Annotated in this window: 24 protein-coding genes; 19 read left to right on the top strand and 5 right to left on the bottom strand. The window is 57.3% G+C overall.

Translation table 11 applies throughout. The annotated features are described in order from the left end of the window. The first annotated feature begins 3 nt into the window (after window positions 1–3). The 3 genes from JNK62_01575 to JNK62_01565 are packed head-to-tail and all read left to right on the top strand — an operon-like array spanning window position 4 to window position 4921. Window positions 4–1362, top strand: coding sequence for a peptidoglycan-binding protein (locus tag JNK62_01575; protein ID MBL8158208.1), 1359 nt, complete (start codon window positions 4–6; stop codon window positions 1360–1362). Window positions 1363–1385: 23 nt separating this feature from the next. Beyond that, window positions 1386–3005 carry a peptidoglycan-binding protein gene (locus JNK62_01570; GenBank protein ID MBL8158207.1) on the top strand — a complete coding sequence of 540 codons (1620 nt, stop codon included), beginning with the start codon at window positions 1386–1388 and terminating at the stop codon, window positions 3003–3005. Between the two features lie 59 nt (window positions 3006–3064). Next, window positions 3065–4921 (top strand): peptidoglycan-binding protein, encoded by a 1857-nt coding sequence (locus tag JNK62_01565; protein ID MBL8158206.1) that lies wholly within the window; start codon window positions 3065–3067, stop codon window positions 4919–4921. Here JNK62_01565 and JNK62_01560 read toward each other — a convergent pair. Beyond that, on the bottom strand, window positions 4918–5334 hold the full coding sequence (locus tag JNK62_01560) for an HIT family protein (GenBank protein MBL8158205.1): 417 nt from the start codon (window positions 5332–5334) through the stop codon (window positions 4918–4920). The two genes, JNK62_01565 and JNK62_01560, sit on opposite strands and share 4 nt — an antisense overlap. Window positions 5335–5358: 24 nt before the next feature. Here JNK62_01560 and recJ point away from each other — a divergent pair, with 24 nt between their 5' ends. From recJ to JNK62_01520, 8 genes are all read left to right on the top strand, one after another. Continuing rightward, complete coding sequence (gene recJ / locus JNK62_01555; GenBank protein ID MBL8158204.1) at window positions 5359–7044, top strand: single-stranded-DNA-specific exonuclease RecJ; 1686 nt, start codon at window positions 5359–5361, stop codon at window positions 7042–7044. A gap of 19 nt (window positions 7045–7063) precedes the next feature. Beyond that, window positions 7064–7672, top strand: a complete 609-nt coding sequence (locus JNK62_01550; protein MBL8158203.1) for a DUF975 family protein — start codon at window positions 7064–7066, stop codon at window positions 7670–7672. 1 nt (window position 7673) lies between these two features. Beyond that, window positions 7674–8075 carry a ribonuclease HI family protein gene (locus JNK62_01545; protein ID MBL8158202.1) on the top strand — a complete coding sequence of 134 codons (402 nt, stop codon included), beginning with the start codon at window positions 7674–7676 and terminating at the stop codon, window positions 8073–8075. Window positions 8076–8156: 81 nt separating this feature from the next. Beyond that, a complete protein-coding gene (locus tag JNK62_01540) occupies window positions 8157–8444 on the top strand; it encodes an MscL family protein (protein ID MBL8158201.1) in 288 nt (95 codons plus the stop codon). 68 nt (window positions 8445–8512) lie between these two features. Further along, window positions 8513–9025 carry a hypothetical protein gene (locus tag JNK62_01535; protein ID MBL8158200.1) on the top strand — a complete coding sequence of 171 codons (513 nt, stop codon included), beginning with the start codon at window positions 8513–8515 and terminating at the stop codon, window positions 9023–9025. Beyond that, window positions 9018–9698, top strand: a complete 681-nt coding sequence (locus JNK62_01530) for a ThiF family adenylyltransferase (protein ID MBL8158199.1) — start codon at window positions 9018–9020, stop codon at window positions 9696–9698. The genes JNK62_01535 and JNK62_01530 overlap by 8 nt, the downstream gene beginning before the upstream one ends. Before the next feature lie 132 nt (window positions 9699–9830). Next, on the top strand, window positions 9831–9974 hold the full coding sequence (locus tag JNK62_01525; GenBank protein MBL8158198.1) for a hypothetical protein: 144 nt from the start codon (window positions 9831–9833) through the stop codon (window positions 9972–9974). Between the two features lie 58 nt (window positions 9975–10032). Further along, a complete protein-coding gene (locus tag JNK62_01520) occupies window positions 10033–11496 on the top strand; it encodes a ComEC/Rec2 family competence protein (GenBank protein MBL8158197.1) in 1464 nt (487 codons plus the stop codon). A 20-nt stretch (window positions 11497–11516) separates the two neighbouring features. Here the strand turns inward: JNK62_01520 and JNK62_01515 are convergent, their stop codons facing one another. After that, on the bottom strand, window positions 11517–11825 hold the full coding sequence (locus tag JNK62_01515) for a hypothetical protein (GenBank protein MBL8158196.1): 309 nt from the start codon (window positions 11823–11825) through the stop codon (window positions 11517–11519). Window positions 11826–11944: 119 nt separating this feature from the next. Continuing rightward, window positions 11945–12535 (bottom strand): superoxide dismutase, encoded by a 591-nt coding sequence (locus JNK62_01510; GenBank protein MBL8158195.1) that lies wholly within the window; start codon window positions 12533–12535, stop codon window positions 11945–11947. 497 nt (window positions 12536–13032) lie between these two features. Here JNK62_01510 and JNK62_01505 point away from each other — a divergent pair, with 497 nt between their 5' ends. Beyond that, window positions 13033–13890, top strand: coding sequence for an MBL fold metallo-hydrolase (locus tag JNK62_01505; protein ID MBL8158194.1), 858 nt, complete (start codon window positions 13033–13035; stop codon window positions 13888–13890). Window positions 13891–14125: 235 nt separating this feature from the next. On the opposite strand, the gene JNK62_01500 is transcribed toward JNK62_01505, so the two are convergent. Continuing rightward, on the bottom strand, window positions 14126–14371 hold the full coding sequence (locus tag JNK62_01500; GenBank protein ID MBL8158193.1) for a 50S ribosomal protein L28: 246 nt from the start codon (window positions 14369–14371) through the stop codon (window positions 14126–14128). 34 nt (window positions 14372–14405) lie between these two features. On the opposite strand from JNK62_01500, the gene JNK62_01495 reads away from it, so the two are divergent. The 5 genes from JNK62_01495 (at window position 14406) to fusA (ending at window position 19595) form a co-directional block, all read left to right on the top strand. Next, window positions 14406–15077 (top strand): site-2 protease family protein, encoded by a 672-nt coding sequence (locus tag JNK62_01495; protein MBL8158192.1) that lies wholly within the window; start codon window positions 14406–14408, stop codon window positions 15075–15077. 353 nt (window positions 15078–15430) lie between these two features. Then, complete coding sequence (rpsL, locus tag JNK62_01490; GenBank protein ID MBL8158191.1) at window positions 15431–15847, top strand: 30S ribosomal protein S12; 417 nt, start codon at window positions 15431–15433, stop codon at window positions 15845–15847. An 8-nt stretch (window positions 15848–15855) separates the two neighbouring features. Beyond that, on the top strand, window positions 15856–16317 hold the full coding sequence (gene rpsG / locus JNK62_01485) for a 30S ribosomal protein S7 (protein MBL8158190.1): 462 nt from the start codon (window positions 15856–15858) through the stop codon (window positions 16315–16317). A gap of 200 nt (window positions 16318–16517) precedes the next feature. Continuing rightward, entirely contained in the window at window positions 16518–17186 is a 669-nt protein-coding gene (locus JNK62_01480) for a uracil-DNA glycosylase (GenBank protein ID MBL8158189.1), read from the top strand. Between the two features lie 267 nt (window positions 17187–17453). Then, window positions 17454–19595: an elongation factor G gene (fusA, locus tag JNK62_01475; protein ID MBL8158188.1), complete on the top strand. Its 2142-nt coding sequence runs from the start codon at window positions 17454–17456 to the stop codon at window positions 19593–19595. A gap of 47 nt (window positions 19596–19642) precedes the next feature. Here the strand turns inward: fusA and JNK62_01470 are convergent, their stop codons facing one another. After that, complete coding sequence (locus tag JNK62_01470; protein MBL8158187.1) at window positions 19643–21091, bottom strand: L,D-transpeptidase family protein; 1449 nt, start codon at window positions 21089–21091, stop codon at window positions 19643–19645. A gap of 101 nt (window positions 21092–21192) precedes the next feature. Between JNK62_01470 and JNK62_01465 the strand changes: the two genes are divergently transcribed. Beyond that, the gene (locus JNK62_01465) at window positions 21193–21456 is read left to right on the top strand and encodes a hypothetical protein (GenBank protein MBL8158186.1); all 264 of its coding nucleotides are present in this window, start codon (window positions 21193–21195) and stop codon (window positions 21454–21456) included. A 3-nt stretch (window positions 21457–21459) separates the two neighbouring features. Beyond that, window positions 21460–22431, top strand: coding sequence for a hypothetical protein (locus JNK62_01460; protein MBL8158185.1), 972 nt, complete (start codon window positions 21460–21462; stop codon window positions 22429–22431). Window positions 22432–22434 lie beyond the last annotated feature (3 nt).

Below are 22434 nucleotides of genomic sequence, written 5' to 3'. Positions count from 1 at the left end.
GGAATGCGTACCGCTGCTGTTTTTCTTATCGCACTCATCCTTATTCCTGCGGCATCTTCCGCTCAGACTGCGGAAGAGCTCCAAACGAAAATCAACGCGCTTCTCTCGCAGATCAAGGCGCTCCAAGACAAGATATCAGGAGCACCCGCCGCGCCGGCTAGCGCAACTCCGGTAGGTGCCGTAGGGTGTCCCGCCATTGCCCGCACTCTCAGTGTCGGTGCTCGGGGGAGCGACGTGACCGCGCTCCAGGACTTCCTGCGTGCCAAGGGCTATATGAGCGATGCTTCAACGGGATATTTCGGCGCAATTACCGAAGCGGCGATCAAGAAGCTCCAGGCAGCTAATGGTGTCGTCTCGAGCGGTAGCGCGGCCACGACCGGTTATGGAGCCGTAGGGCCTAAGACGCGATCGGTTATTCTCACCCTCTGTTCGGGTGTAGTCTCGACGCCGGTCACCACGACTCCCGTTACCGCGAATCCGCAGCAGCAATGCGCGCAGGTCACTACCGCGACTGCGCCGAACATCTCGTGCGGCGGTACCTGGGAGCGAATGATGAACAATACCTGTCATATCGGGTGGCGCTGTGTCGTTGCGCAGGGAAGCGGCAATAAAGCGCCGGTCATCACCGGCATCACCGGGCCGACCGAGATCGGTGTCGGAGAGTTTCGTAGCTGGCAGGTGCAGGCAACTGATCCGGAGGGTGGCGCACTCACGTACAACATCACCTGGGGCGATGAGGGATTCGAGGACATCCTGAAGACCATCGCGGGGATCAGCGGCACCTTTACTTCGGTTTCTACCGGCTCGCACTCCTATGCGAAGGCGGGTACCTATGCCGTACAAGTTACGGTGAAAGATGTCTCCGGCGCCACAGCCGTAGGAGCGCTCAGTGTGAAAGTAACTTCCGGCAGCGTAAGTGCGAACACCTCCTCGAATCCGCTGAATCCGACTGCCTCGCTCGCGAGCACGACGAGCGCTGCTGCGTGCATTACGCCATGGGGGAATCAGGTCGTCGCATCAGGTGCGACCGCCGTCTGGCAGCCCTTTTTCACCGAGGGAGTCTATCTTTCAACCACATCACCGATCATGAAATGCGATAACGGGGGATGGCAGAAGTGCAGTCCGACGGGTACGAATTGTCAGAACTATACGCATCCGACGTCTACTCCAGAGACGGCTGCGCTGCCGAGCTATGCGACACAGATCGGCGGCAAGTGCAGTCCTGAAGGTTCCACTAAGAAAGCCCAGGTTCCCCCGGGAACGCAGCTCTGCCAGTGGCTCACCTGCAGGACTACGACGGTCGTCGAAACCATCACGCTCAAGTGCACGCACTCGGGTTGGACTGATTACGCAGGATATTAATCATTACACGTAGCGAAATTTTTATGAAAAAACAATTCCTCACCGCGCTCGTCATCGTGCTCTGTGCCGCACCGTTCGCGACCTCGGCGCTTACCGGGAGCGACGTGCAGTCCCGCATCAATGAGCTCCTCGCGAAGATCGCCGAGCTTAATCTGCAGATCAGGTCCCTCCAAGGCCAGGCGGTGGTCACCACGCCATCGGGCACGACACCGAATGCGTGGGGGTTGAAGCATCGCGTTTGTACGGTGCTTGATCGCTCGATCACTCAAGGCCAGACGAACGATGATGTGAAGAGCGTGCAGGAATTCCTTAAGCAAGAAGGGTATCTCAACGCTGAGGCATCAGGATTCTTCGGTAATCTCACGAAGGAAGCGCTCGTGCGCTGGCAGGCATCGCAGGGAGTTATCGCGACCGCTGATGCCCGTATCGCCGGTGCAGGACTTTTCGGTCCTAAGACGAAAGATCGCCTGCGTGTCTGGTGCGGCGGTAACGGAACTTCCGGCACAGACCTGACCGCCACTCCACAGAAGGGAGGTGCACCGCTTACGGTGACGTTCACCTCGAAGATCGGCGATGGCACGACGCGTCCGAGTGCCTATGACGGACAGGACACGGTCCTTGATTTCGGCGATGGCAGCGAAGCACAGTGGATCTCCTGCGGAGAAACGGATAATGCCATGCAGCAGCGTTGTGCGAATCCGGTCTCGCTCCAGCACACCTACTCCAAAGACGGCACCTATACCGCGACTCTCAAGAAAGTAGGCGGTTTCTGTGCTCCACCGGGTTGTCCGGTGACCGTCATCGCGAAGGTGCAGATCACGGTCGGTTCAATCGCGTGCACCAAGGAATATCGTCCGGTCTGCGGCATGAAGCAGGTTGTCTGCATCACGGCGCCCTGCAATCCCGTGCCGACCACGTACAGCAATACGTGCATGATGGAGGCTGATGGGGCATCCTTCGCATACGAAGGACAGTGCCGAACCGGATCGACTGATCCGTCAGCGGACGCCCAGTGCAAGAGCTGGTATGACGGCTGCAATAGTTGCGGTCGCTCGGAGCCGGGAGGTCCTGCGTTCTGCACACTGAAGGCGTGTCCTGCAGCGACGATCGCTAAGAATGCGTACTGCACCGCTTACTTCGGCGGTTCAGGAAGCGGTAAGGCGCCAAGCATCTCGGGATTCTCAGGTCCGACGTCACTGACGACGAACCAGTCAGGAACCTGGACGGTAAAAGCATCTGATCCCGAAGGACAGCAGCTCAGTTACTACATCACGTGGGGCGATGAGAATAATTACGCATCTGGTCTCCAGACGAGCCTGCCGGTATTCACGCAAACAGCTACCTTTACGCATAGCTATGCCGTAGCGGGTACCTATACGGTACAGGTGATAGCTCGTGATGCAGAAGGGAAGGAAGCAAAAGCATCAATTACGGTACGCGTGAGTAGCGAATCAGGTTCGGTTGCCTGCACCATGGAGTATGCTCCGGTGTGTGGTCGTCCTGCCGGCTGTGCGAATACCTGCGCTCCCGGAATGATCTGTCCGGCGATCTGTCAGCTTCATGATGCGAAGACCTACGGTAACCGCTGCTCGCTCAACGCTGCAGGTGCTGAGTACCTCCACGACGGCGAGTGTCAGCAGTAAGAAACGGGAATATGCACACGAGCGCCGGCGGAAGCCGGCGCTCTTGGTATACTTTTCCCATGAGAAAACTCGCCGTCTCGGTCACGCTTACCCCGTTATTCCTCCTTGCATTATTCTCGGTAACGAACGCCCAGACCTCTTCTTCACTGCAGGCTGAGCTCAACGCGCTTCTCGCCCAGCTTGCGGCGCTTCAATCCCAGCTCCAGACGACGACCGGTTCGTCGAGCGGTATCCCGACTGCCGGCGGTGGCAGTGCATATGGCTCATGTCCGAATATCGTCCGTACCTTGAAGCAGGGCATGTCGGGTTCCGATGTGACAGCGCTTCAGGCATTCCTCGCGGCGGATTCCCGCATCTATCCTGAGGGGACCATCAGCGGGTACTTCGGCCTCCTGACGCAGTACGCGGTGCAGCGATTCCAGTCACGTCACGGGCTCGTCACGTCGGGAACGCCTGATTCGACCGGATACGGCCTTGTGGGACCTGGTACGCGCAATCTCATTACGAGCGTCTGTCGTTCCGGAGGAACACCGACTCCGCAGAATCCGACGACCGGTGGCGGATGTGTCGCTGGCGGGGTGCTCGTCGCGAGCGGCGCAACCGCGAATTTCTATTCGGTGCAGTATGTCCCTGCAGGCTCGAGTTGCGATTCATACCGTCAGACGAGGCAGTGTATCAACGGCACGCTCTCGGGTAGTCCGAGCTATCAGTACGCATCCTGCGGCGTCGGTGCTTCGAGTGTCCCCGGATCATGCACCTACAACGGTACTGTCATGATGAATGGGGAATCCCGTACGTTCTACCGCAAAGAGAGCCCGGTCTTCGGTGAACAATGCCAGAGTACGGTGCGTACCTGCTCGAACGGCATCGTCACCGGTTCGACGGACTACGCGTATCCATCATGTACGGTCGCGACATCGCCCGCATCGTGTACGCTCAACGGCGTAACGGTTGCCCACGGCCAGTCGCGCACGTTCTATAAGCGCGAGGATGTCCTCTTCGGGCAGAGCTGTTCGGCATTCGCCGGCACCCGCTCGTGCGATAACGGCACACTCAGTGGCGATAGCGATTACCGTTATGCGAACTGTTCGGCTGCAGGAGCAAAGTCCTGCACCGTCGTCACTACGGTCGGCACGACGACATCGACGACAACGGTCGCACACGGCACCAGCCGTAACTTCTGGTCGGATGATTCGGTGCCGTACACGACAAGCTGCGAAGCGCATCAGCTTGCCCGCACCTGCAATGACGGCGTTCTCTCGGGCTCTGCAAGCTATAAGTATCCGAAGTGTACGGTCGTGGCGGAGAAGGGATGTGATATCGACGGCATAACGGTCGCAGGAGGAGCGACGCGCACGTTCTATACCGCGCGCGTCAATGCGAATTGTGCGAACATCGATCAGCAGCGCAAATGCACCAACGGCGTCCTCAGCGGTACTGCGTCGTACCAGTATGCGTACTGCGCGCCATCCGGCCAGCGATACTGCGTACTCGATGGTGCGTACGTGAAGCACGGCGAGAGCAAGGCGTTCTACACCACTGAGAATCCCGCCTTCGGCAGCTCGTGCTCCCAATTCGATCAGATGCGGAAGTGTACCGATGGTACGCTCGATGGGTCAGCATCCTACTCGCATGCCTCATGCACCGAACCGACCGGACGATCCTGCACCCTCGACGGCAAGACCGTGAGCCACAACCAGAAGCATACGTTCTATTCACGCAGTACCTCCAGTAATTGCGCCCAGTACGGCCAGGAACGCACCTGCATCGACGGTACGCTCTCCGGCAGCGCTGATTTCAGCAGGAGCAGCTGTACTACCGCATCGATAGAGGGAACCAGTCAGGTCGCCGCAGCTCTTGCGGCGATGGAAGAGCTCCTCAAGGACGCGCTCGCGAAACTGGGTTCCTGGTTCTAGAGAGTAGAAGAAATCTTCGTGGAAATCTCGTCGCCTTCACCGGCGGCGATTTTTCGTGTGGGCCAGTGTTGGAGGTCGTCGCCCTTGTAACGGGGGATTATGTGGATGTGGAAGTGGTCGACGACCTGACCAGCGTGCTCGCGATTGTTCATGTTGATGTTTACGCCATCGGCCTGCATGGCTTTTTCTACCGCGTGAGCGACCTTGCGTACGGTTTCCTGCGCCAAGGACCATGTGTCGGGAGATGTTTCGAAGACGTTCGGTACATGCTCTTTCGGGATGACGAGCGTGTGACCCTTGCTCATCGGCTCGATCGTGAGGAATGAAAGCGTATTTTCATCCTCGTATACTTTGAATTTCGGGAGTTCCCCTGCGACGATCTTGCAGAAAATGCAGTTCGGGTCGGTCTTCATACGCCCTATAGTACAATCGCCTTTATGAATCGTGAAGGAATCTCGGAACTGGTAGCGAATCTCCTCGCGAAACGCGGATTGGCAGGGGAAGAAGCAGAGCGGTTCCTCAGCCCTGACTTTGCTCGTGATACACACGATCCTTTTCTTCTGGCCGATATGGACCGCGCCGTCGCGCGAATTCTGGCGGCGATGCGACAAGGAGAGCGGATTGCCGTATACGGCGATTTCGACTGCGATGGTATTCCGGGCTCGGCCCTCCTTTTTGATACGTTCCGCAAGATCGGATACGAGAATGTCGAAGTGTACATCCCGCATCGTGATCGCGAGGGGTATGGATTCCATACTGCGGCTATCGATGCGCTCGCTGAGCGACGCGTTCGCCTCATCATCACGGTGGATGTGGGAACGGTCGCATTCGAGGGGGTTGACCATGCGAAGTCGAAGGGGGTTGATGTAATCGTCACCGATCATCACGAGATCCAAGGCGCATTGCCGGAGTGCATCGTGATCAATCCGAAGCGTGAACCCTATCCCTTCAAGGATCTCTGTGGCGCAGCGACGGCATGGAAGCTCGCGTGCGCCCTTCTCACGGAGGGGAAGCGACAGAAACTCGAGAATTTCGCGGCCATTCCCGATGGTTGGGAGAAATGGCTCCTTGATTTAGTGGCGATCTCAACGGTCGCCGATCTCGTGCCGCTCGTGGGCGAGAACCGCGCGCTTGCGCATTTCGGCCTTACGGTGCTGCGCAAATCCATCCGACCGGGCATCCGTGCGCTCGCGACACAGACTCGGGCGCGTCTCGCAACGGTAACCGAAGATGATATCGGTTTCTCGTTCGCGCCGCGCATCAATGCGGCATCGCGTATGGACGAGCCCGAACTCGCGCTTCGTCTCCTCACGACGCAGGATGCCGATGAGGCGAGCACGATAGCGGCGCAGCTCGAATCGCTCAACCGGAAGCGGCGCGGTGTCGTCGCAGCGATCGTGCGCGAAGCGAAGGCGCGTGCGGCGGCCCGCTACACGGAATCAGATCGCGTCATCGTCCTCGGAGACACCGAATGGAAGCCAGCCCTCATGGGGCTTGCCGCGAACTCGCTTATGGAAGGTCGTGGCGGCGTCGTCATCATGTGGGGAAGGGATGCGAATGGAAAGCTGAAGGGTTCGGCGCGTTCAGACGGTACGATCTCGGTGGTTGAGCTCTTCGCTGCTGCCGGAGACGCACTCGAAGAATTCGGTGGGCATCACGCCTCGGGGGGCTTCTCGGTCTCGCACGAGGCGGTACACACCCTACAGGAGCGATTGGCTGCCGCACTTGTTTCTCTCGCGCCTGCGGGAAAAGTGAAAGAAGAGAAAGCGGCGGATGCGGAGATCCTCCTCTCCCAGGTCTCGACGACGCTGCTGCGTGATTTTTCTCGACTTGCTCCATTCGGTATGGGGAACCCGAAGCCGCTCTTCCGGGTCGTGCGTACGGTCATTACGAGCGCCCGAAAGTTCGGAAAGGAGATGAACCATACCGAGGTGATGCTGGTATGCAGCGAGACCGGTGCGCGCCAGAGGGCGTTCCAGTTCTTCCGATCCCCGAAGGATTTCACGCTTATGCCGGAAGCGGACCTGCAGGCCGATCTTCTCGCAACCCTCGAAAAAGACGCATTTCGAGGGGAGCATGCGCTTGCTCTCAGGATTGCGGATATCCTCCTTCCACGCGCCTGACCCGTGCTATAGTGGCGCCATGAAAACACTAGCGGTTGGCGAATTACTCCGTTTCGGATGGGAATCGTTCAAGAAGCGTCCTTGGTTCTTCATCGGGATTGTGCTTCTTATTGTCGTCATTTCCGGGATCATGGAAGGGTTTACTCCGGACCCGGTACAGACCTTCTCTGATTTTGTCCTTGCGGCGATTGCGCTTGTGGTAGGTATCTTGCTCGAGATGGGACTTGTAGCCTTTGCGCTCAAGGCACACGCTGATGTGGAGAAGGTTGAATTGAGGGATCTCTGGCATCCGCAGCATCTCTGGCAATACGCTGTAGTAAAGATTCTTACCGGCATCATTGTGGTGATCGGTCTCGTCCTCCTCATCGTCCCGGGCATCATCGCGGCCCTCTCTCTCATCTTTGCGACGTACCTTGTCATCGATAAGAATCTCGGCCCTATCGAGGCGATGAAGGAAAGTGTACGCATGACGAAAGGTCATCGCTGGCAGCTCTTCCTCCTCGCGCTTTCTCTCATCGGTATCAACATACTCGGCGCCCTTGCGCTCATGGTAGGACTTCTGGTAACGATTCCGGTCTCGCTCTTGGCGGTTGCGCACGCATACCGCAAGCTCTCGGCTGCTGCGTAAAATGTCGGTCGTTATCTACACCGACGGCGGAGCACGGGGAAATCCGGGCCCTGCAGGCGCGGGCGCGGTCATCCTTAAGGATGAGACCGTGGTCGCTGAGGTGAAGAAATACCTCGGTCCGGTCCAGACGAATAACTGGGCAGAATACGAGGCTGTGGTCCTCGCGCTTACGAAGGCGAAAGAAATCGGTCTCACGGGGGATATCGAATTCCGCTTGGATTCGAAGCTCGTCGTCGAGCAATTGATGGGGAACTGGAAGATCAAAGAGCCGACCTTGAAGCCGCAGGTAGCGAAAGTCCGCGAATTACTTAAGGATTTCGGGAATGTGCGCTTCGGCTATGTTCCGCGGGCAGAAAACAAGGAAGCAGATCGCTTGGTGAACGAAGCTATCGACGAAGCCTAATGTTGCTATACTGACGCTATGGCAGAAGAACTCACGGTAGTGCCGGAAGGGGAGAAGGAGCCGCGGAAGACCGGTCCCTTCATGGGGTTCGTGGAATTCGTGCGCGAGCGCGGCGTGGTGGGCCTCGCCATCGGCTTTGTACTCGGTTCTGCGGTGCAGAAAGTAGTCACGGCATTCGTGACCGACATCGTGAATCCGTTCGTCGGCCTCCTTCTGGGGCGTGCGGACGGCATCAAGACGTTTGCGGTCGGGAATTTCCTCATCGGCGATTTCATCGCGGTTCTCATCGACTTCTTCATCCTCGCATTCATCATCTATTTCGTATTCAAGCTGTTGGGCCTCGAGAAGCTCGATAAGAAGAAGGAGTAGTTTTGACACTCGCGTATGCCGGGTATATACCTCTTTGAGAGGCTCTTTGAATGCGAAAGGAGCATGTAATGAAGAGCGACTACGATACGACGTATCTCGCCCAGCGAGACGCGTTCCGGAATCTGTGTGCAGATTTCGCGCCTCCTAACAAGAAGGATCAGATCGCGCTCGCCGCCGCTGACGAGTTCGATCGGCTCGTTAAATCGCAGGTATTCCCTCAAGTGGCGATCCGAGAAGGTCTCGTGCTGGCGCGGACGAGGTTTGTGTGGATTCCTACGAAAGATAAAGTGTACCGCCTCGGCGAGTATCTCGTGGAGATCGGAGAGCATTATTTTTCTGCCCACAACCTCACGAAGACCGTATCTGAGTATCATCATCCGCATATCAACGCGGCAGGAAACGTGTGTATGCGCGATGGTCGGGAGGAAATCATGCAGATGATCAAAGAGGGATGGCTTGCACGCGCCATGTGGGGTGTAGAATCCGCCCTCTGGATCGTCGACACATCGAGTCAGTATCCGGCCGGCGGTCTTGAGAAATGGCCGGTCGAGCCGGATGGAAAGGAGAAGGGGAATGATTGATGTGACGCGGCATAGGCCGCTCTTTGATCCTGCGATGTGGGATGATCCAATCGTAATCATCGGTTGCGGCGGCCTGGGCAGCCATCTCGCATGGAGTATCGCCCGCCTCGGTGTGCGAGAAATCGTGCTCGTCGATGGCGATGTGCTTGAATCGCATAATCTCGCGAATCAGGCATATGCGTCGAGCGATGTGGGGAAGCTTAAGGTGGAGGCGCTCGCGTACGCGTTGCGGCGATCGCTGGATGTCGATGTCTCGATCGTGCCGGAATTCATCCGGGAAGCTCGTATGCTCGCGCCCGTCGTCTTCATGTGCGTGGATACCATGCGTGATCGTAAGCTCATCATGGACACGTGCCTGAAAGGAAATGCTGATGTGCGCTATGTGTTCGATGGTCGTATGGATGCGTCACATGGCGTCGTCTACTCGATCGATCCGAATAATCCTGCCCACATCGCGCTTTGGGAACATTACTGGTTCCCTGATGCGGATGCTCAGAACGACGGCGATGGCTGCGGCGGGAAGATCTCCGTGGTATACACTGCGGCGATCGTTGCGGGCATGATGGCGCATGAATTCGTGCGCTGGAACGCCTCACTGAACGGGGGTCTGCCTCCCGCACAGCGGCGAGACATCAGTCTTGCCGAGGATCGCATGCAATCCGATCGCTGGTGATCACCTCGCACCGCGCCGTCATCTTGACGACGCGGTGCATCTGTTTAAAGTACAAGCAGGCCTGTCATATATCTTCTTGTCATCCCGCCGATGGGTCTCTGATGCGGGATGATGCATGCAAGGAGAAGTTCCATGGCAACTATGCAAGATAAGTTGCAAGCGCTCGAAGGTGGCGTGCAATCAGGAAGGCATTCGGCTCCGGCTCCTACGGGCCGCGCCGGATCGCAGCGACCTGAAAGCGCTTCGCATCCTGTTCCGCGCGTCTCGCTCGGATAACCACATACTACCGGCGGCCTCTCATCGAGGCCGCCACCCTTTTGCTACGCTACAGTGGATGGCGATCCGCTTCTGGCTCGTACTCGTCTTTTTCGTACTCGGTGTCTTCGTGCGGACGTTTGTGATGTTCGGATGGTTTACGATTCTTTTCCTCCTCTTTGCCGCGCTTGTCGCGGCGGTTGCGTATTGGCGTGAGCATACTGCTCCATTTCTTTTCACCTGCGTGGCGCTTTCAGCTTTTGCTTTCGGCGCAGCGCGTATGCACACGGGTATCGTTGAACGTGAGCCGCAGCTCGATGCGGTGGTGGGGGAGAAGGTGGTGATCGAAGGGATAGTGCAGGACGAGCCTGATGCGCGCGAGAACAATGTACGCATTCCGGTGCGCGTGCGGATGGTGGCAAGTAGTACGGTCGATAGCGTCGCGGTTTTGGTTGTCGCACCGCTCCATACCGAAGTTGCGTACGGCGATGTCGTGCGTGCGGAAGCGAAGCTCGAATTGCCGGAAGCATTCGAGACCGGTGAGGGTAGGGTGTTCGAGTATCCGGGCTTTCTCGCAAAAGACCGGATTCTGTACCAAATGTCATTCGCGAAAGTGACGCTCCTTGGTGAGAACGAGGGATTCTTCCTCAAATCGTGGGCGATCCGTGCCAAAGAGAAGTATCTCGATGGATTGGCGAATGCGCTCAACGAACCACAGGCGGGACTGGCCGGCGGCATCACGGTGGGGGATAAACGCGGGCTTGGTGAAGAATTATCTGACACATTCCGCATCGTGGGCCTCACGCACATCGTGGTCCTCAGCGGATACAACATCATGGTGGTCGTCGATGCGTTGTTGCGCTGGATGGTGCGTACTCCGCAAGCGTTGCGACTCGGGTTTGCGGGATTCGTCGCGTTCTTCTTTGCAGCCATCACCGGATTCGCCTCGGCATCGACGCGTGCCGCAGCAATGGCGGTGATCGCGATAACAGGGAAAGCGACAGGAAGGACGTATCTCGCGTCGCGTGCGCTCGCGCTGGTGGCGACGGCAATGATCATCTGGAATCCGTATGTGCTCGTATTTGATCCGGGATTCCAGCTTTCAATCATCGCGACGGCCGGTCTCATATTCCTGACGCCGGTTATCGAACCGTATCTCGTCCCAATCACGGAGAGATTCGGGCTGCGCGAAATCGCTGCTGCCTCGATCGGTACGCAGCTCGCCGTCGTACCGCTCCTCCTCTATCAGAATGGAATGCTCAGCCTCTATTCTTTGCCGGCAAACCTTCTGGCGCTCATCGTAATCCCGTGGGCGATGCTTCTCAGTGCCATCGCCGCTCTCTTCGGGCTTTTCACCGGTATCGTCGCCCCGTTCTTCGGATTTCCGGCATATGTCCTCCTCTCCTATGTGATCTATGTCGCGGAAGCATTCGCGACGCTGCCGCTATCGAGCGTGCAGTTGCCAGCGTTCGGAGCGTGGCTGCTTTGCCTTATCTACGCTACGCTCGGGGTGGTATACAAAAAGAAAACGGCGGGATCCTGAGATCCCGCCGTGAGTATCTTCTACTGGTAGGCGAGGGCCGATTGGCCGAGGCCGTAGCCGAAGGGGTGTCCGATCGCGGAACCGCCGACTCCTGCTGCGCGCGGCTCTATGCACTGATGCTTCTGAGCCAGCTGTCGGACCAAGGCACGAACTTCGGCATGCGTATTCAATCGGAGTCCGATTGCGTCCCGCACGATCTCGCGACGGAGTTCACGCAGTTCGCTTTCCGTTCCGATGACTTCCTGCGCACGCATTTCGCCCACGAGCGTCATGAACGCTTCAGAGGGGCGCTCGTTCGTATAGAGCGCTGCACCGACTTTCTCTTTCATTTGCTTCAAGCAGTGGCTTGCAGCGACAGTCCGGGTCACCATTACTGGTTCGTCCTTCTGTAGTTGATACTGACCTTCAAACGAAGGTTCGAATATAGTACCACATCAAGCGGGAGTGCTCAAGATTTCGATGCCTGTGTATAGCGTGTTTCGATGACATTCCAGTTCAGATTCTTGAAGAATGCCTCGATATACTTCGCTTTTCCGAGGGCGCCGTAGTCCAAAAGGAAGGCGTGTTCCCATACATCGAGTGCAAGGATGATGGGAAGTGTCGCAAAGTGACCTTGGTGCTGTTCTCCGGCGAATCCGGTCTGGAATCGTTTGCCGATGGGATCGTAATAGAGGATCGCCCAGCCCGGACCGCGCATATTCCCGATAGCGGTGAAGTACTGCTGGAAGTATTCGTGGTATTCGGCTTTGAGGGCGTCGGCAAGGGGAGAGGCGCCGAGTGCCTGTGCACCGCCTTCAAACTGCTCGAAGTAGAGTTCGTGCAGGCGCATACCGTCGAACTCGAATGACTTGCGGCGGATGAGTTCGGAGAGTGCGTGCTGGTTCTTCTCGCTATCGGCCGCGTACTCGACGAGCTTCGTAGAGATGGTGTTGAAATTCTTTACGTAGCCCTGGTAAAGACCGAGGTGCTCATCGACAGACTTCTGCGAGATGCCATCGAGGGTAGGGAGGGTAAAGGTCCTTGCTTCGTAGGGGTTCATATACGTACGGAAGGGTACTAAGGGAGTCTGGTAACGAGGTGAAGTATAGCAAAACAGAGCGCCGCGTTCCCAGATGGAACGCGGCGCGCGGACATTTTCGAAGCGATCGCCCTCAGGCCCGCTTCGATTCCTCGTAGTATTTCTTGCCTTGATGGGCGAAGCCGTAGAGGCCTCCTGTGAAAGTGCCGGTCAGCGCTACGCCGACGAGGCCTGTCATTGCGATAAGCATGATTTTTCTCCCTGCAAAGTTGAATGAACGTGTCGGTTACCCGAAGGAGGTAGCATACTCTCGCTTCTTACGATTGGCAACATGAAAAAACACCCCGCGAGCAATGCTCAAGCGGGGTGTTTTGGTAAGAACGAAAGGTACAAGCAAACAGTTATGCCAGAGTCGCGTTTCCGCGCCTCGATGGGATAACCAGGCTTATACAACTGCTGTAAGTATAGCATGTCCATTCCCAGAGTCAAGGTCTCGAAAATGGCTCTATACTTGGCTGATGCAGCGCAGTTCTGCCATCCTCTTCATCACGATTTCGGTCCTTCTGGTGGTGGCGTTCATCGTCGGACATTCGCTCGTGAGGGGTATGCGGACGCCAGAGCTGCGGGTTTCGTTCCTCGATGTAGGGCAGGGGGATGCGATTTTCATCGAAGCTCCAGGTGGGCGACAGATGCTGATCGATGGCGGGAAGAACCGGTCAGTCATCCGACAGCTCGCCACGGTGATGCCGTGGTACGACCGCACGATCGACGTGGTTCTGGCGACGCATCCGGATGCGGACCATATCGGTGGTTTACCGGATGTCTTCAAGCGATATCGCGTGGGTCTTGTCATCGAATCGAGCGTGCGCGACGAAGAAGGGGCGGATGCTCAGGCGTTCGAGAAGGCGGCTGCCGCAGAAGGTGCAGAGCGGTTGGTTGCTGAGCGCGGACAGGTCATTGATGTAGGAGAGGGGGCTCGACTCGAGATCTTGTTTCCCGATAGAAGCGTGCCGGGAATCGAAACGAATACCGGCTCCATCGTCGCACGGCTTGTGTACGGCGAGACGGCTTTCATGCTGACAGGGGATTCGCCGAAAGAAATCGAGGATTATCTCGTGCGCCTCGATGGAAAGATTCTTGAATCGAGCGTGCTGAAAGCGGGGCATCATGGGTCGCGCACCTCCTCATCTTTCGCATTCGTCGGATTTGTTTCGCCGGAATATGCGGTCTATAGCCGCGGGTGCGATAACTCGTATGGTCATCCGCACGACGAGGTGAAAGAGATGTTCGCGAAACATGGCGTGCCGACATTGGATACCTGTGAAGACGGGAGCATTACATTCGTTTCTGACGGGAAAACAGTAGTGCGGAAGTGAGTAGACTTCCGCCGTGGGAGGCGTAGGATTATCCGTGGATCACCAAGAATCCGGATACAAGAATGGAGGAAACCATGTTCGACGTGCTGTTGAGCCGGTATCCGCGGCTCACGAGCCTGATCGGCGTCGCCCTGTGTGTACTTTTCATACTGGGCATCATGTTCGGCTACATCAAAGCTTGAAAACGAAAAGACCGCCCGATTTCTCGAGCGGTCTTTGGTTTTGAGAGGAGGGGTTACTTGACCAGGCCGGCGGCGCGGAGGGTCTTGTAGACGCCGCGCTTCTTCATGGTCTTCAGGCCCTTCGCCGAGACGTTGACGATGACCTTGCGGTTGAGCTCCGGGATGAAGACGGTCTTCTTCTGGATGTTCACCATGCGGCGCTTCGCACCGGTAGGGTTGAATTTGGTCGCACGAGTGCGATTCGAATAGCCACCGCCGACGCGGCTCTTCTTACCTGTGATGACGCATTCCCGTGCCATATGTGGGGGGAACTATACGATATAGGGCCAAAAAATGCAAAATCCGTCCTTCATAGGGCGTGGTACACTCCTCCCAATGGCTTTCATCGACGCACTCTTCCTCATTGCCATCATCATGTTCAGCGCGATCATCCACGAGGTGGCGCACGGGGTGGCGGCCGATAAGCTCGGGGACCCGACCGCTCGCTATGCGGGGAGACTGACTCTGAACCCGATTCCGCACCTCGACCCGTTCGGTTCGCTCCTCTTGCCGCTCATCCTCGCGCTCTCCGGGTCGCCGATCTTCTTCGGGTGGGCGAAGCCGGTACCGTATAACCCCTACAATCTGAAGGCCAGCCCACGCTGGGGGGAGGCGATCGTCGCCTTTGCAGGACCCTTGTCGAACTTCCTCATCGCCATTGTGGCAGCGATTACCATACGTTTGGGTGTCCTGCCAGAGGAGGTGGCCGCGGTGGTTTTCCTCGTCGTCCTCGTGAACGTCATGCTCGGCATCTTCAACCTCATCCCGATCCCGCCCCTGGACGGCTCAAAGATCCTCTCGGCACTCCTCCCGCATGGCGCACGCAGGGGCTATGACGAATGGCGTGCTCGCTTGGAATACAACCCCTTCCTAGGATTCGGGCTGGTCATCCTCTTTATATTGATAGCAGGGAGCGCATTCAGCTCGTTCGTCTATAGCGTGAGCCGTTATCTTGCCGGGGTCTGATGCTGGTGCTAGGGTGGCGACGGTTGTGCTACTCAATGGAGGAGAAGATGGGCGGTACTGAATACGTCCTAATGGTCTTGTTGGCATATGGGGGAAGTGGCAACTTAGCCGTCCCGCCGCCGACGCGAATACCGAAAGTGGAATGTGAAGCCGCTAAGGCCGCGCTTGACGGGAAGACGGACAAGATAGGCCAGGAGTTTAGTGGGCCGATCTACCACGGGGCTACTCGTGTCCACTGCATCCCCTTACCTCGGACGTAAGGTGTCGCGGAGCCCTAGGCTCCGCGATTTGCTTTGTATAGAGCGATATAGTACACTCACCGAGCGCTGAAAAGCGCGTTTTTTGTAGAAAACATGTCTACCATCAATCAGCTCGTACGTAAGGGACGCGGCAAGCGCGTCTACAAGTCCAAGACCGGCGCACTTGGTCGTGGTTTCAATACACTCGAAAATCGCCCAACCTATTTCAACTCGCCATTCAAGCGTGGTGTCTGCACCAAGGTAACCACCAAGACCCCTCGTAAGCCGAACTCGGCTATCCGTAAGATCGCCCGTGTCCGCCTCTCGAACGGCATGGAGATCACCGCGTACATCCCGGGTGAAGGCCATAACCTCCAGGAGCACTCGGTCGTCCTCGTCCGTGGTGGTCGCGTGAAGGACATCGGTCTTCGCTACACGATCGTGCGCGGCAAGCTCGACACCGCAGGTATCGAGAAGCGCCGCCGCGGCCGCTCCCTCTACGGTGCTAAGAAGCCTAAGGCAGCTAAGTAATCACTCATATGCGACGCCCTGTTAAGAATCGAAACATGCCAGCTCCGGACGAGATCTACGGATCGGTCAAGGTGCACAAGCTCATCAACTACGTCATGGAGCGCGGCAAGAAGGACACCGCGCGCAAGATCGTCTACACCGTCTTCGAGGAGTTGAAGAAGGACGGCGATCCGGTTGCGATCTTCGAGCAGGCGCTCGAGAATGCAGCTCCGTCGGTGGAAGTCCGCTCCCGCCGCGTCGGTGGTGCAAACTACCAGGTTCCGCGTGAGGTTCGTCCTGAGCGCCGCCTCGCCCTCGGCCTCCGCTGGATGGTGGATGCAGCTGAAAGCACCAAGGGTAAGCCGATGGCAGAGTCCCTCCTCAATGAGATCAAGGCAGCTGCGAAGGGTGAAGGTGCAGCCGTCACCAAGAAGGAGACGACGCACCGCATGGCAGAAGCCAACAAGGCATTCGCGCACTTCGCGTGGTAGTTCCAAGAAACCAAACGAGAAATCCCGCCGAAAGACGGGATTTTTCTTTATCACGTGCGCTTCATGCAGGGTCGATACGATGCGTACATGCCTATCATTTTATGGCTCCTCGGAGTCCCGGTCAGTCTTATCATCGTGCTCTGGCTTCTCGGTGTCATCGGAGGATAGTCATTCGCCCGCCTTCGCCGTACCATACAAGAATGACACGAGAGGTGAAGATCGGTGGCGGATGGAAAGAAAAATTGGAGAGCGAATTCGGTGAGCCCTACTTCGGGGGGCTCACCGATTTTGTGCATGCAGAATATGCGAAAAGCACGGTGTATCCGGCACCCAAGGATATCTTCCGCGCGTTCGATCTGACGCCTTTTAGTGAGGTGAAGGTCGTCATCCTCGGACAAGACCCGTATCACGGAGCAGGGCAGGCGAACGGGCTCTGCTTCGCCGTGAATCCCGGCGTGCGTCCGCCGCCTTCGCTGCAGAACATTTTCAAAGAGATCGAGAGTGATCTCGGGCACGAGGTCTCGCATGACACCGATCTTTCGCGCTGGGCGAAGCAGGGAGTGCTCCTCCTCAATGCAACACTCACGGTGCGCGCCGCGAGTGCGGGTTCGCACCAAGGTAAGGGGTGGGAGCAATTTACCGACGCGGCGATACGGAAACTGAACGATGAGCGAGAGGGGATTGTCTTCATATTGTGGGGGAATTACGCGCGGCAGAAGGGGAGTTTCATTGACCGCTCGAAGCATTTCGTCATCGAGAGTGCGCACCCGTCGCCGTTCTCGGCACACAATGGTTTTTTCGGCTCGAAGCCGTTCTCAAAGACGAATGAATACCTGAAAAAGAGGGGGGATACAGAGATCGAATGGTGAAGGAATTTCTTGCATTTCCCTCGATTTCCCGTACATTGTGGGGACGCCTTTGGCGGTTTTCTTTTTAATGAAGACTGCTGGAAAGGACGGGTCGGAATCGTCGCACACGTCGTCGCGGCAGAGCCGCTCCTTGAGAACCCTCGGTTCTCAACGGACGGCAACGCTTCGCTCGCCGCCCTGCTCTCCGACACGGGAAAACTAGAGTTTTCCCGACCCCTTTCCACCGCCGTGCGCCACACGTAGTTAATTACACGTTATTAAAATCATATGAGTCGAGACTATCCGTTGGAGAAAGTACGAAATTTCGGGATCGTGGCGCACGTCGACGCCGGAAAAACGACCACGTCGGAGCGCATCCTGTTCTACACCGGCATGAGCCACAAGATCGGTGAAGTGCACGACGGCGCGACGGTGACCGACTGGATGGAACAGGAGCGCGAGCGCGGCATCACCATCACCGCGGCGGCGATCACCTGCTTCTGGAACCCGACCTACATGGGAACCGACACCTCCGCGAAGGTCCGCTTCAACGTCATCGATACCCCGGGCCACATCGACTTCACCTCAGAGGTGAAGCGCTCCATGCGCGTCCTTGACGGCGCAGTCGTCGTCTTCGACGGCGTCGCCGGCGTCGAGCCGCAGTCCGAGACCAACTGGCGCTACGCTGAAGAAGCGGAAGTGCCGCGTGTCTGCTACATCAACAAGCTCGATCGTACGGGTGCTTCGTTCGAGAAGTCGTACGCATCCATCCTTGACCGTCTCTCCAAGAAGGCGGTCCGCCTCCAGATCCCGATCGGCGCAGAGGGCGATTTCAACGGCGTCGTCGATCTTCTTTCGATGAAGGCATATAAGTTCGAAGGCGAGATGGGTAAGGAAGTCATCGCCTACGACATCCCGGCTGAGCTCATGGATGATGCGAAGAAGTTCCATGGCGAGCTCGTCGAGCGCATCGTCGAGAACGACGAAAAGCTCATGAACGACTACCTCGAAGGGAAGGAGATTCCGCTTGATGTCTTGAAGGCGAACCTCCGCAAGGGCGTCATCGCCAACGAGATCTTCCCGGTCCTCACCGGCTCTTCTCTCAAGAACAAGGGCGTGCAGCTCGTCCTTGATGCGGTCGTCGACTACCTCCCATCACCGCTCGATCTTCCGGCAGCAACCGGTATCAACACCGACACCGGCGCAGAAGAGACACGTCCTGCGAGCGACGAAGGTCCGTTCGCGGCGCTCGTCTTCAAGCTCCAGGTCGACCCATTCGTCGGTGCGCTTACCTTCTTCCGCGTCTACTCAGGCTCGGTGAAGGCAGGAGACACTGTCTATAACTCGGCGAACAACAAGAAGGAGCGCGTCGGACGTATCGTCCGCCTCCAGGCAGATAAGCGCGAGGAAGTCGAAGTCGTGTACGCAGGTGAGATCGCCGCGTTCGTCGGCATGAAGGAAGTGAAGATCGGTAACACGGTCTGTGATCAGGCACATCCGATCGCACTTGAAAGCATCGTCTTCCCGACGCCGGTCATCTCCATGCGCGTCGAACCGAAGACGAAGGCCGACCAGGAGAAGCTTGGTATCGCGCTCTCCCGTCTTTCTGACGAAGACCCGACGTTCCGCGTTAAGTCTGACGAGGAAACAGGGGAGACCATCATCTCCGGCATGGGTGAACTTCACCTCGAGATTCTCGTCGACCGTATGAAGCGCGAGTTCGGCGTCGAAGCGACGACCGGCAAGCCGCAGGTCGCATTCCGCGAGACCATCCAAGGCACCGCCGATGTCGAATACAAGCACATCAAGCAGACGGGTGGTCGTGGTCAGTACGGTCACGTGAAGATCAAGATCAAGCCGCTCGAGCCGCTCGTCGAAGGCGAGAAGCTCAAGAACAACGTCGATCGCGAAGACCACTTCGAATTCATCAACAATATCAAGGGAGGCGTCATCCCGGCGGAATTCATCTCGCCGATCAGGAAGGGCCTCAAGGAAGCCATGGATCGCGGCGTTCTCGCCGGATTCCCGGTCGTCGATATCTCGGTCGACCTGTACGACGGTTCCGCGCACGATGTCGACTCCTCGGAAATCGCCTTCAAGCTCGCAGCGCTCAATGCGTTCCAGGACGCTATGAAGCAGGCGAAGCCGGTCCTCCTCGAGCCGGTCATGAAGCTCGAAGTCGTTACTCCGGAGAAATTCCTCGGTGACGTCACCGGCTCCATCAACGCGAAGCGCGGTCTCATCGAATCGATGGGTGAGCGCGGTCAGGCACGCGTTGTCGTCGCAAAGGTCCCGCTTTCGGAACTCTTCGGCTATACCACGCAGCTCCGCTCTCTTACGGAAGGTCGTGCGGTCCCGAACCTTGAGTTCTCGCACTACGCCGTCGTCCCGCGCAACGTTGCTGACGAAGTCATCGCATCCCGTCAGTAATCTCTGGATGCAGAATGAAAAACCCCGCTTTCAAGCGGGGTTTTTCATTAGATGGTAAGCGGTGTGGCGTTGCGTTTGAACCAGCTGAGCAGCTTCTCGACGTCGTTCTTACGCTCTTCGGAGCCGAGGATGACGATCGCGATGGTGCTGGTCGCACCGCGCACCGGTACTTCGAAGACGGCGGTCATCGTCTGGCGGGCTTCGTTGGTATAGCCGACTTTACCGCCCAAGAAGTCCTTATTGCCGGCGAAGTGATTGAAGTTGGCGAAGGTATACGTGCGACCGTTCTCCGCCTTGAGTTTCTTCTCCGGTTCGCGCGAGAGATTGAGGATGAAGGATTGGCTGTCCTCGATATAGCGCATCAGTTTAAAAAGATCGCTTGCGGTGGAGACGTTCTCGGGAGAGATGCCCGACGGGTCTTTCATGTGCGTCTTGTCCATGCCGATCGCTTTCGCTTTGTCATTCATCCAGCCGACGAAATTCTCCTGACCGTTGTAGCGCGCGAGCGTGTAGGCGGCGGAGTTGTTCGATTCCATGAGAAGGGGATAGAGCAGCTCGCCCACGGTAAAAGTATCTCCCTTCACGATAGAGCCTGGTGTGCCATCAGTTTGCGCGCGGTCGTCACCGTTGACGGTAAGCGTGCGATCGAAGTGGATGGTCTCGTTGGCGACGAGCGCCGTAAGAAGCTTCGACACCGATGCGATAGGGTAGGCTATCTCGGCATTCTTTTCCGCATATACATCTCCCGTATGAAGATCCGCCACGATGAATGCTTTCGCGTTTACGCGAGGGACCGGCGCCTTCGAGAGTGTCATTTCTGTGGTTGAGGCCGCTCCGTCTTCCCATACGAAAATCGGAGTCCCGCGCTTCACGAATTCGAAGACCTTTTCCGCATCCTCCGTCGAGAGACGGATGCAGCCACCGGAGTAGCCTTCGGGTACCGGCTCGCCACCCGGGTAGTACGGCCAGCCGTGGACGAAGAAATTGCCGAAGAACTGCATCGAGTAGGGCATGTGCACCTCGCCGATCGACGAGAAGTGGTCTTTTTCCTTGCTCTCTATCTTGTAGAGGCCGGTCGGCGTCTCCCAGCGGGAGCCGCGCTTTCCTTTAGAAAGGATATCTAGTGTTGCGGTCGCATGACCGTTCTCGAAGAGGTAGAGCTTCATGTTCGTGAGATCCGCGGCGATCATGCGTTCGTGCGCTTGGGCGATGGTGTCGATTGAGGCTGTGCCGATGGTGCGTGTTGAGAGGGTGTCTTCATACTTCTGAAGCTTCTCAAGCATCTCTTTCTCGTCTTGTGGCTGGTTCTGACGGCGCTCTTGGAGATATTTAAGCTCTGCTTCCGCTGCTGTCGTTCCGCTTTCATCAACGGCAACGAGACGATCCGAAGCGATGGCGGTCCCATAGTGTACCGCCGTGAATACAAACGCGAGCGTGATGAGGAACTTGCCCGCGAACTTAAGGCCCTGCATGTCGAAGGAGTGTCCGCGCTTCATCGCTCGGATTATATACGAAGTCGCGCGACGTCAGTTCATGAAAGAGATTAGTAATCCCCAGTCTTCATAAGGTGTGCGCAGAAGCGCGGTATTATTGCCAGATGGAAATCGGCTCTGATAAGAATGCACGACGCATTCTTGCTATCGGCGTTCTCTTTGCAACGGTCGGTGTCTTGGCGTTGGTCATAACGCTCATGCAGCCTACGGTGCAGGATGAGCGTGAGCGTCTCGCCAATCAAGTCTTTTCCGATGTGCCCGTGGAAGAAAAGGCGCGCATTCTCAATGAGCTCAGTGCATCGGACGAGCCGGATGAAATATCCGAAGAAGAGAAGCTCCGCGTCCTCGAGGCTCTGAGCCAGCAGTAATATATGCGATATCTCGCCGCGCAAGGGGAGAAGTACATCCTAGCGATTGCAGTCGTAGCTACGATTGCGGTCTCTTTTTTCATCGCGCCTGAGCCGACGCTCTCGCAAGCCGCATCGCCGCTCACAGGCTACGCCTGGAGCGACACGATCGGCTGGATCAGTCTCAACTGTTCGAATCTCGGTACCTGCGGCACGAGCAACTACGGTCTTTCGATCGCGGCAGACGGTGCCATCAGCGGTTATGCCTGGAGTGAGAATATCGGCTGGATCAGCGCGCAGAGCGCGAATCTCACCGGATGCCCGACGGCGCCATGTACGGCGCGCATGGATGAGTACGCACTCAAGGGATGGCTTCGCGCGCTCGCATATTCTGATTCCCAGAGCGGGGGATGGGACGGATTCATCAGTTTGAGTGGTACGAACTATGGACCGACGCTGAATCAGGCGGGGGATACGTTTACCGGCTATGCCTGGGGAGATATGAATATCGGCTGGCTCAGTTTCGGTGCCGGCACGACGCCGGTACAAACGACGTGGAATCCACAGTGCTCGACACAGTACAGCTGTGTCAGTTCAACGACGCGCCGGACGGCATGCCAGGGCGCGGTGCCGGTTGCGTGTGGAGGATCACTGATATGCAGCTCGGGTGCATGTGTCACCCCTCCGGCACCAAGTACGGCGCCAGGAGATGAGCTTTCCATCGAGCCACGCCTCGTGCGTCCGGGAGGCACCGTTGTTGTCCTCTGGAGTGTCCGCGATGCCACGTCGTGCTCAGTTACTGAGAACAGTCCTGATTTCAATAACACCTGGAATGCCACCTCTTCAGCAGCAGTTTCGTGCACACACTCAGGAAACGGTTGTGTGACCGGTGCCATCCGCGGCAGCGTCACGTACACGCTTTCGTGCACCGGACCGGGAGGCACGCTCACCCAGAGAGCGACCGTCTTCTCGAATCCATCGTGGAAGGAACTCTAATCG

This window comes from bacterium (assembly GCA_016789445.1).
In the GTDB taxonomy this organism is placed as follows: Bacteria; Patescibacteriota; Minisyncoccia; order Phycocordibacterales; family UBA2100; genus UBA10103.
Note: the sequence above shows the minus strand (reverse complement) of the source record. Positions and strands in the feature narration are given on the sequence as shown.

Excerpts from the sequence above, each read along its gene's own strand:
- JNK62_01575 (MBL8158208.1), top strand. The coding sequence starts at position 4 with ATGCGTACCGCTGCTGTTTTTCTTATCGCACTCATCCTTATTCCTGCG.
- JNK62_01570 (MBL8158207.1), top strand. The coding sequence starts at position 1,386 with ATGAAAAAACAATTCCTCACCGCGCTCGTCATCGTGCTCTGTGCCGCA.
- JNK62_01565 (MBL8158206.1), top strand. The coding sequence starts at position 3,065 with ATGAGAAAACTCGCCGTCTCGGTCACGCTTACCCCGTTATTCCTCCTT.
- JNK62_01560 (MBL8158205.1), bottom strand. The coding sequence starts at position 5,334 with ATGAAGACCGACCCGAACTGCATTTTCTGCAAGATCGTCGCAGGGGAA.
- recJ (MBL8158204.1), top strand. The coding sequence starts at position 5,359 with ATGAATCGTGAAGGAATCTCGGAACTGGTAGCGAATCTCCTCGCGAAA.
- JNK62_01550 (MBL8158203.1), top strand. The coding sequence starts at position 7,064 with ATGAAAACACTAGCGGTTGGCGAATTACTCCGTTTCGGATGGGAATCG.
- JNK62_01545 (MBL8158202.1), top strand. The coding sequence starts at position 7,674 with ATGTCGGTCGTTATCTACACCGACGGCGGAGCACGGGGAAATCCGGGC.
- JNK62_01540 (MBL8158201.1), top strand. The coding sequence starts at position 8,157 with ATGGGGTTCGTGGAATTCGTGCGCGAGCGCGGCGTGGTGGGCCTCGCC.
- JNK62_01535 (MBL8158200.1), top strand. The coding sequence starts at position 8,513 with ATGAAGAGCGACTACGATACGACGTATCTCGCCCAGCGAGACGCGTTC.
- JNK62_01530 (MBL8158199.1), top strand. The coding sequence starts at position 9,018 with ATGATTGATGTGACGCGGCATAGGCCGCTCTTTGATCCTGCGATGTGG.
- JNK62_01525 (MBL8158198.1), top strand. The coding sequence starts at position 9,831 with ATGGCAACTATGCAAGATAAGTTGCAAGCGCTCGAAGGTGGCGTGCAA.
- JNK62_01520 (MBL8158197.1), top strand. The coding sequence starts at position 10,033 with ATGGCGATCCGCTTCTGGCTCGTACTCGTCTTTTTCGTACTCGGTGTC.
- JNK62_01515 (MBL8158196.1), bottom strand. The coding sequence starts at position 11,825 with ATGAAAGAGAAAGTCGGTGCAGCGCTCTATACGAACGAGCGCCCCTCT.
- JNK62_01510 (MBL8158195.1), bottom strand. The coding sequence starts at position 12,535 with ATGAACCCCTACGAAGCAAGGACCTTTACCCTCCCTACCCTCGATGGC.
- JNK62_01505 (MBL8158194.1), top strand. The coding sequence starts at position 13,033 with ATGCAGCGCAGTTCTGCCATCCTCTTCATCACGATTTCGGTCCTTCTG.
- JNK62_01500 (MBL8158193.1), bottom strand. The coding sequence starts at position 14,371 with ATGGCACGGGAATGCGTCATCACAGGTAAGAAGAGCCGCGTCGGCGGT.
- JNK62_01495 (MBL8158192.1), top strand. The coding sequence starts at position 14,406 with ATGCAAAATCCGTCCTTCATAGGGCGTGGTACACTCCTCCCAATGGCT.
- rpsL (MBL8158191.1), top strand. The coding sequence starts at position 15,431 with ATGTCTACCATCAATCAGCTCGTACGTAAGGGACGCGGCAAGCGCGTC.
- rpsG (MBL8158190.1), top strand. The coding sequence starts at position 15,856 with ATGCGACGCCCTGTTAAGAATCGAAACATGCCAGCTCCGGACGAGATC.
- JNK62_01480 (MBL8158189.1), top strand. The coding sequence starts at position 16,518 with ATGACACGAGAGGTGAAGATCGGTGGCGGATGGAAAGAAAAATTGGAG.
- fusA (MBL8158188.1), top strand. The coding sequence starts at position 17,454 with ATGAGTCGAGACTATCCGTTGGAGAAAGTACGAAATTTCGGGATCGTG.
- JNK62_01470 (MBL8158187.1), bottom strand. The coding sequence starts at position 21,091 with ATGAAGCGCGGACACTCCTTCGACATGCAGGGCCTTAAGTTCGCGGGC.
- JNK62_01465 (MBL8158186.1), top strand. The coding sequence starts at position 21,193 with ATGGAAATCGGCTCTGATAAGAATGCACGACGCATTCTTGCTATCGGC.
- JNK62_01460 (MBL8158185.1), top strand. The coding sequence starts at position 21,460 with ATGCGATATCTCGCCGCGCAAGGGGAGAAGTACATCCTAGCGATTGCA.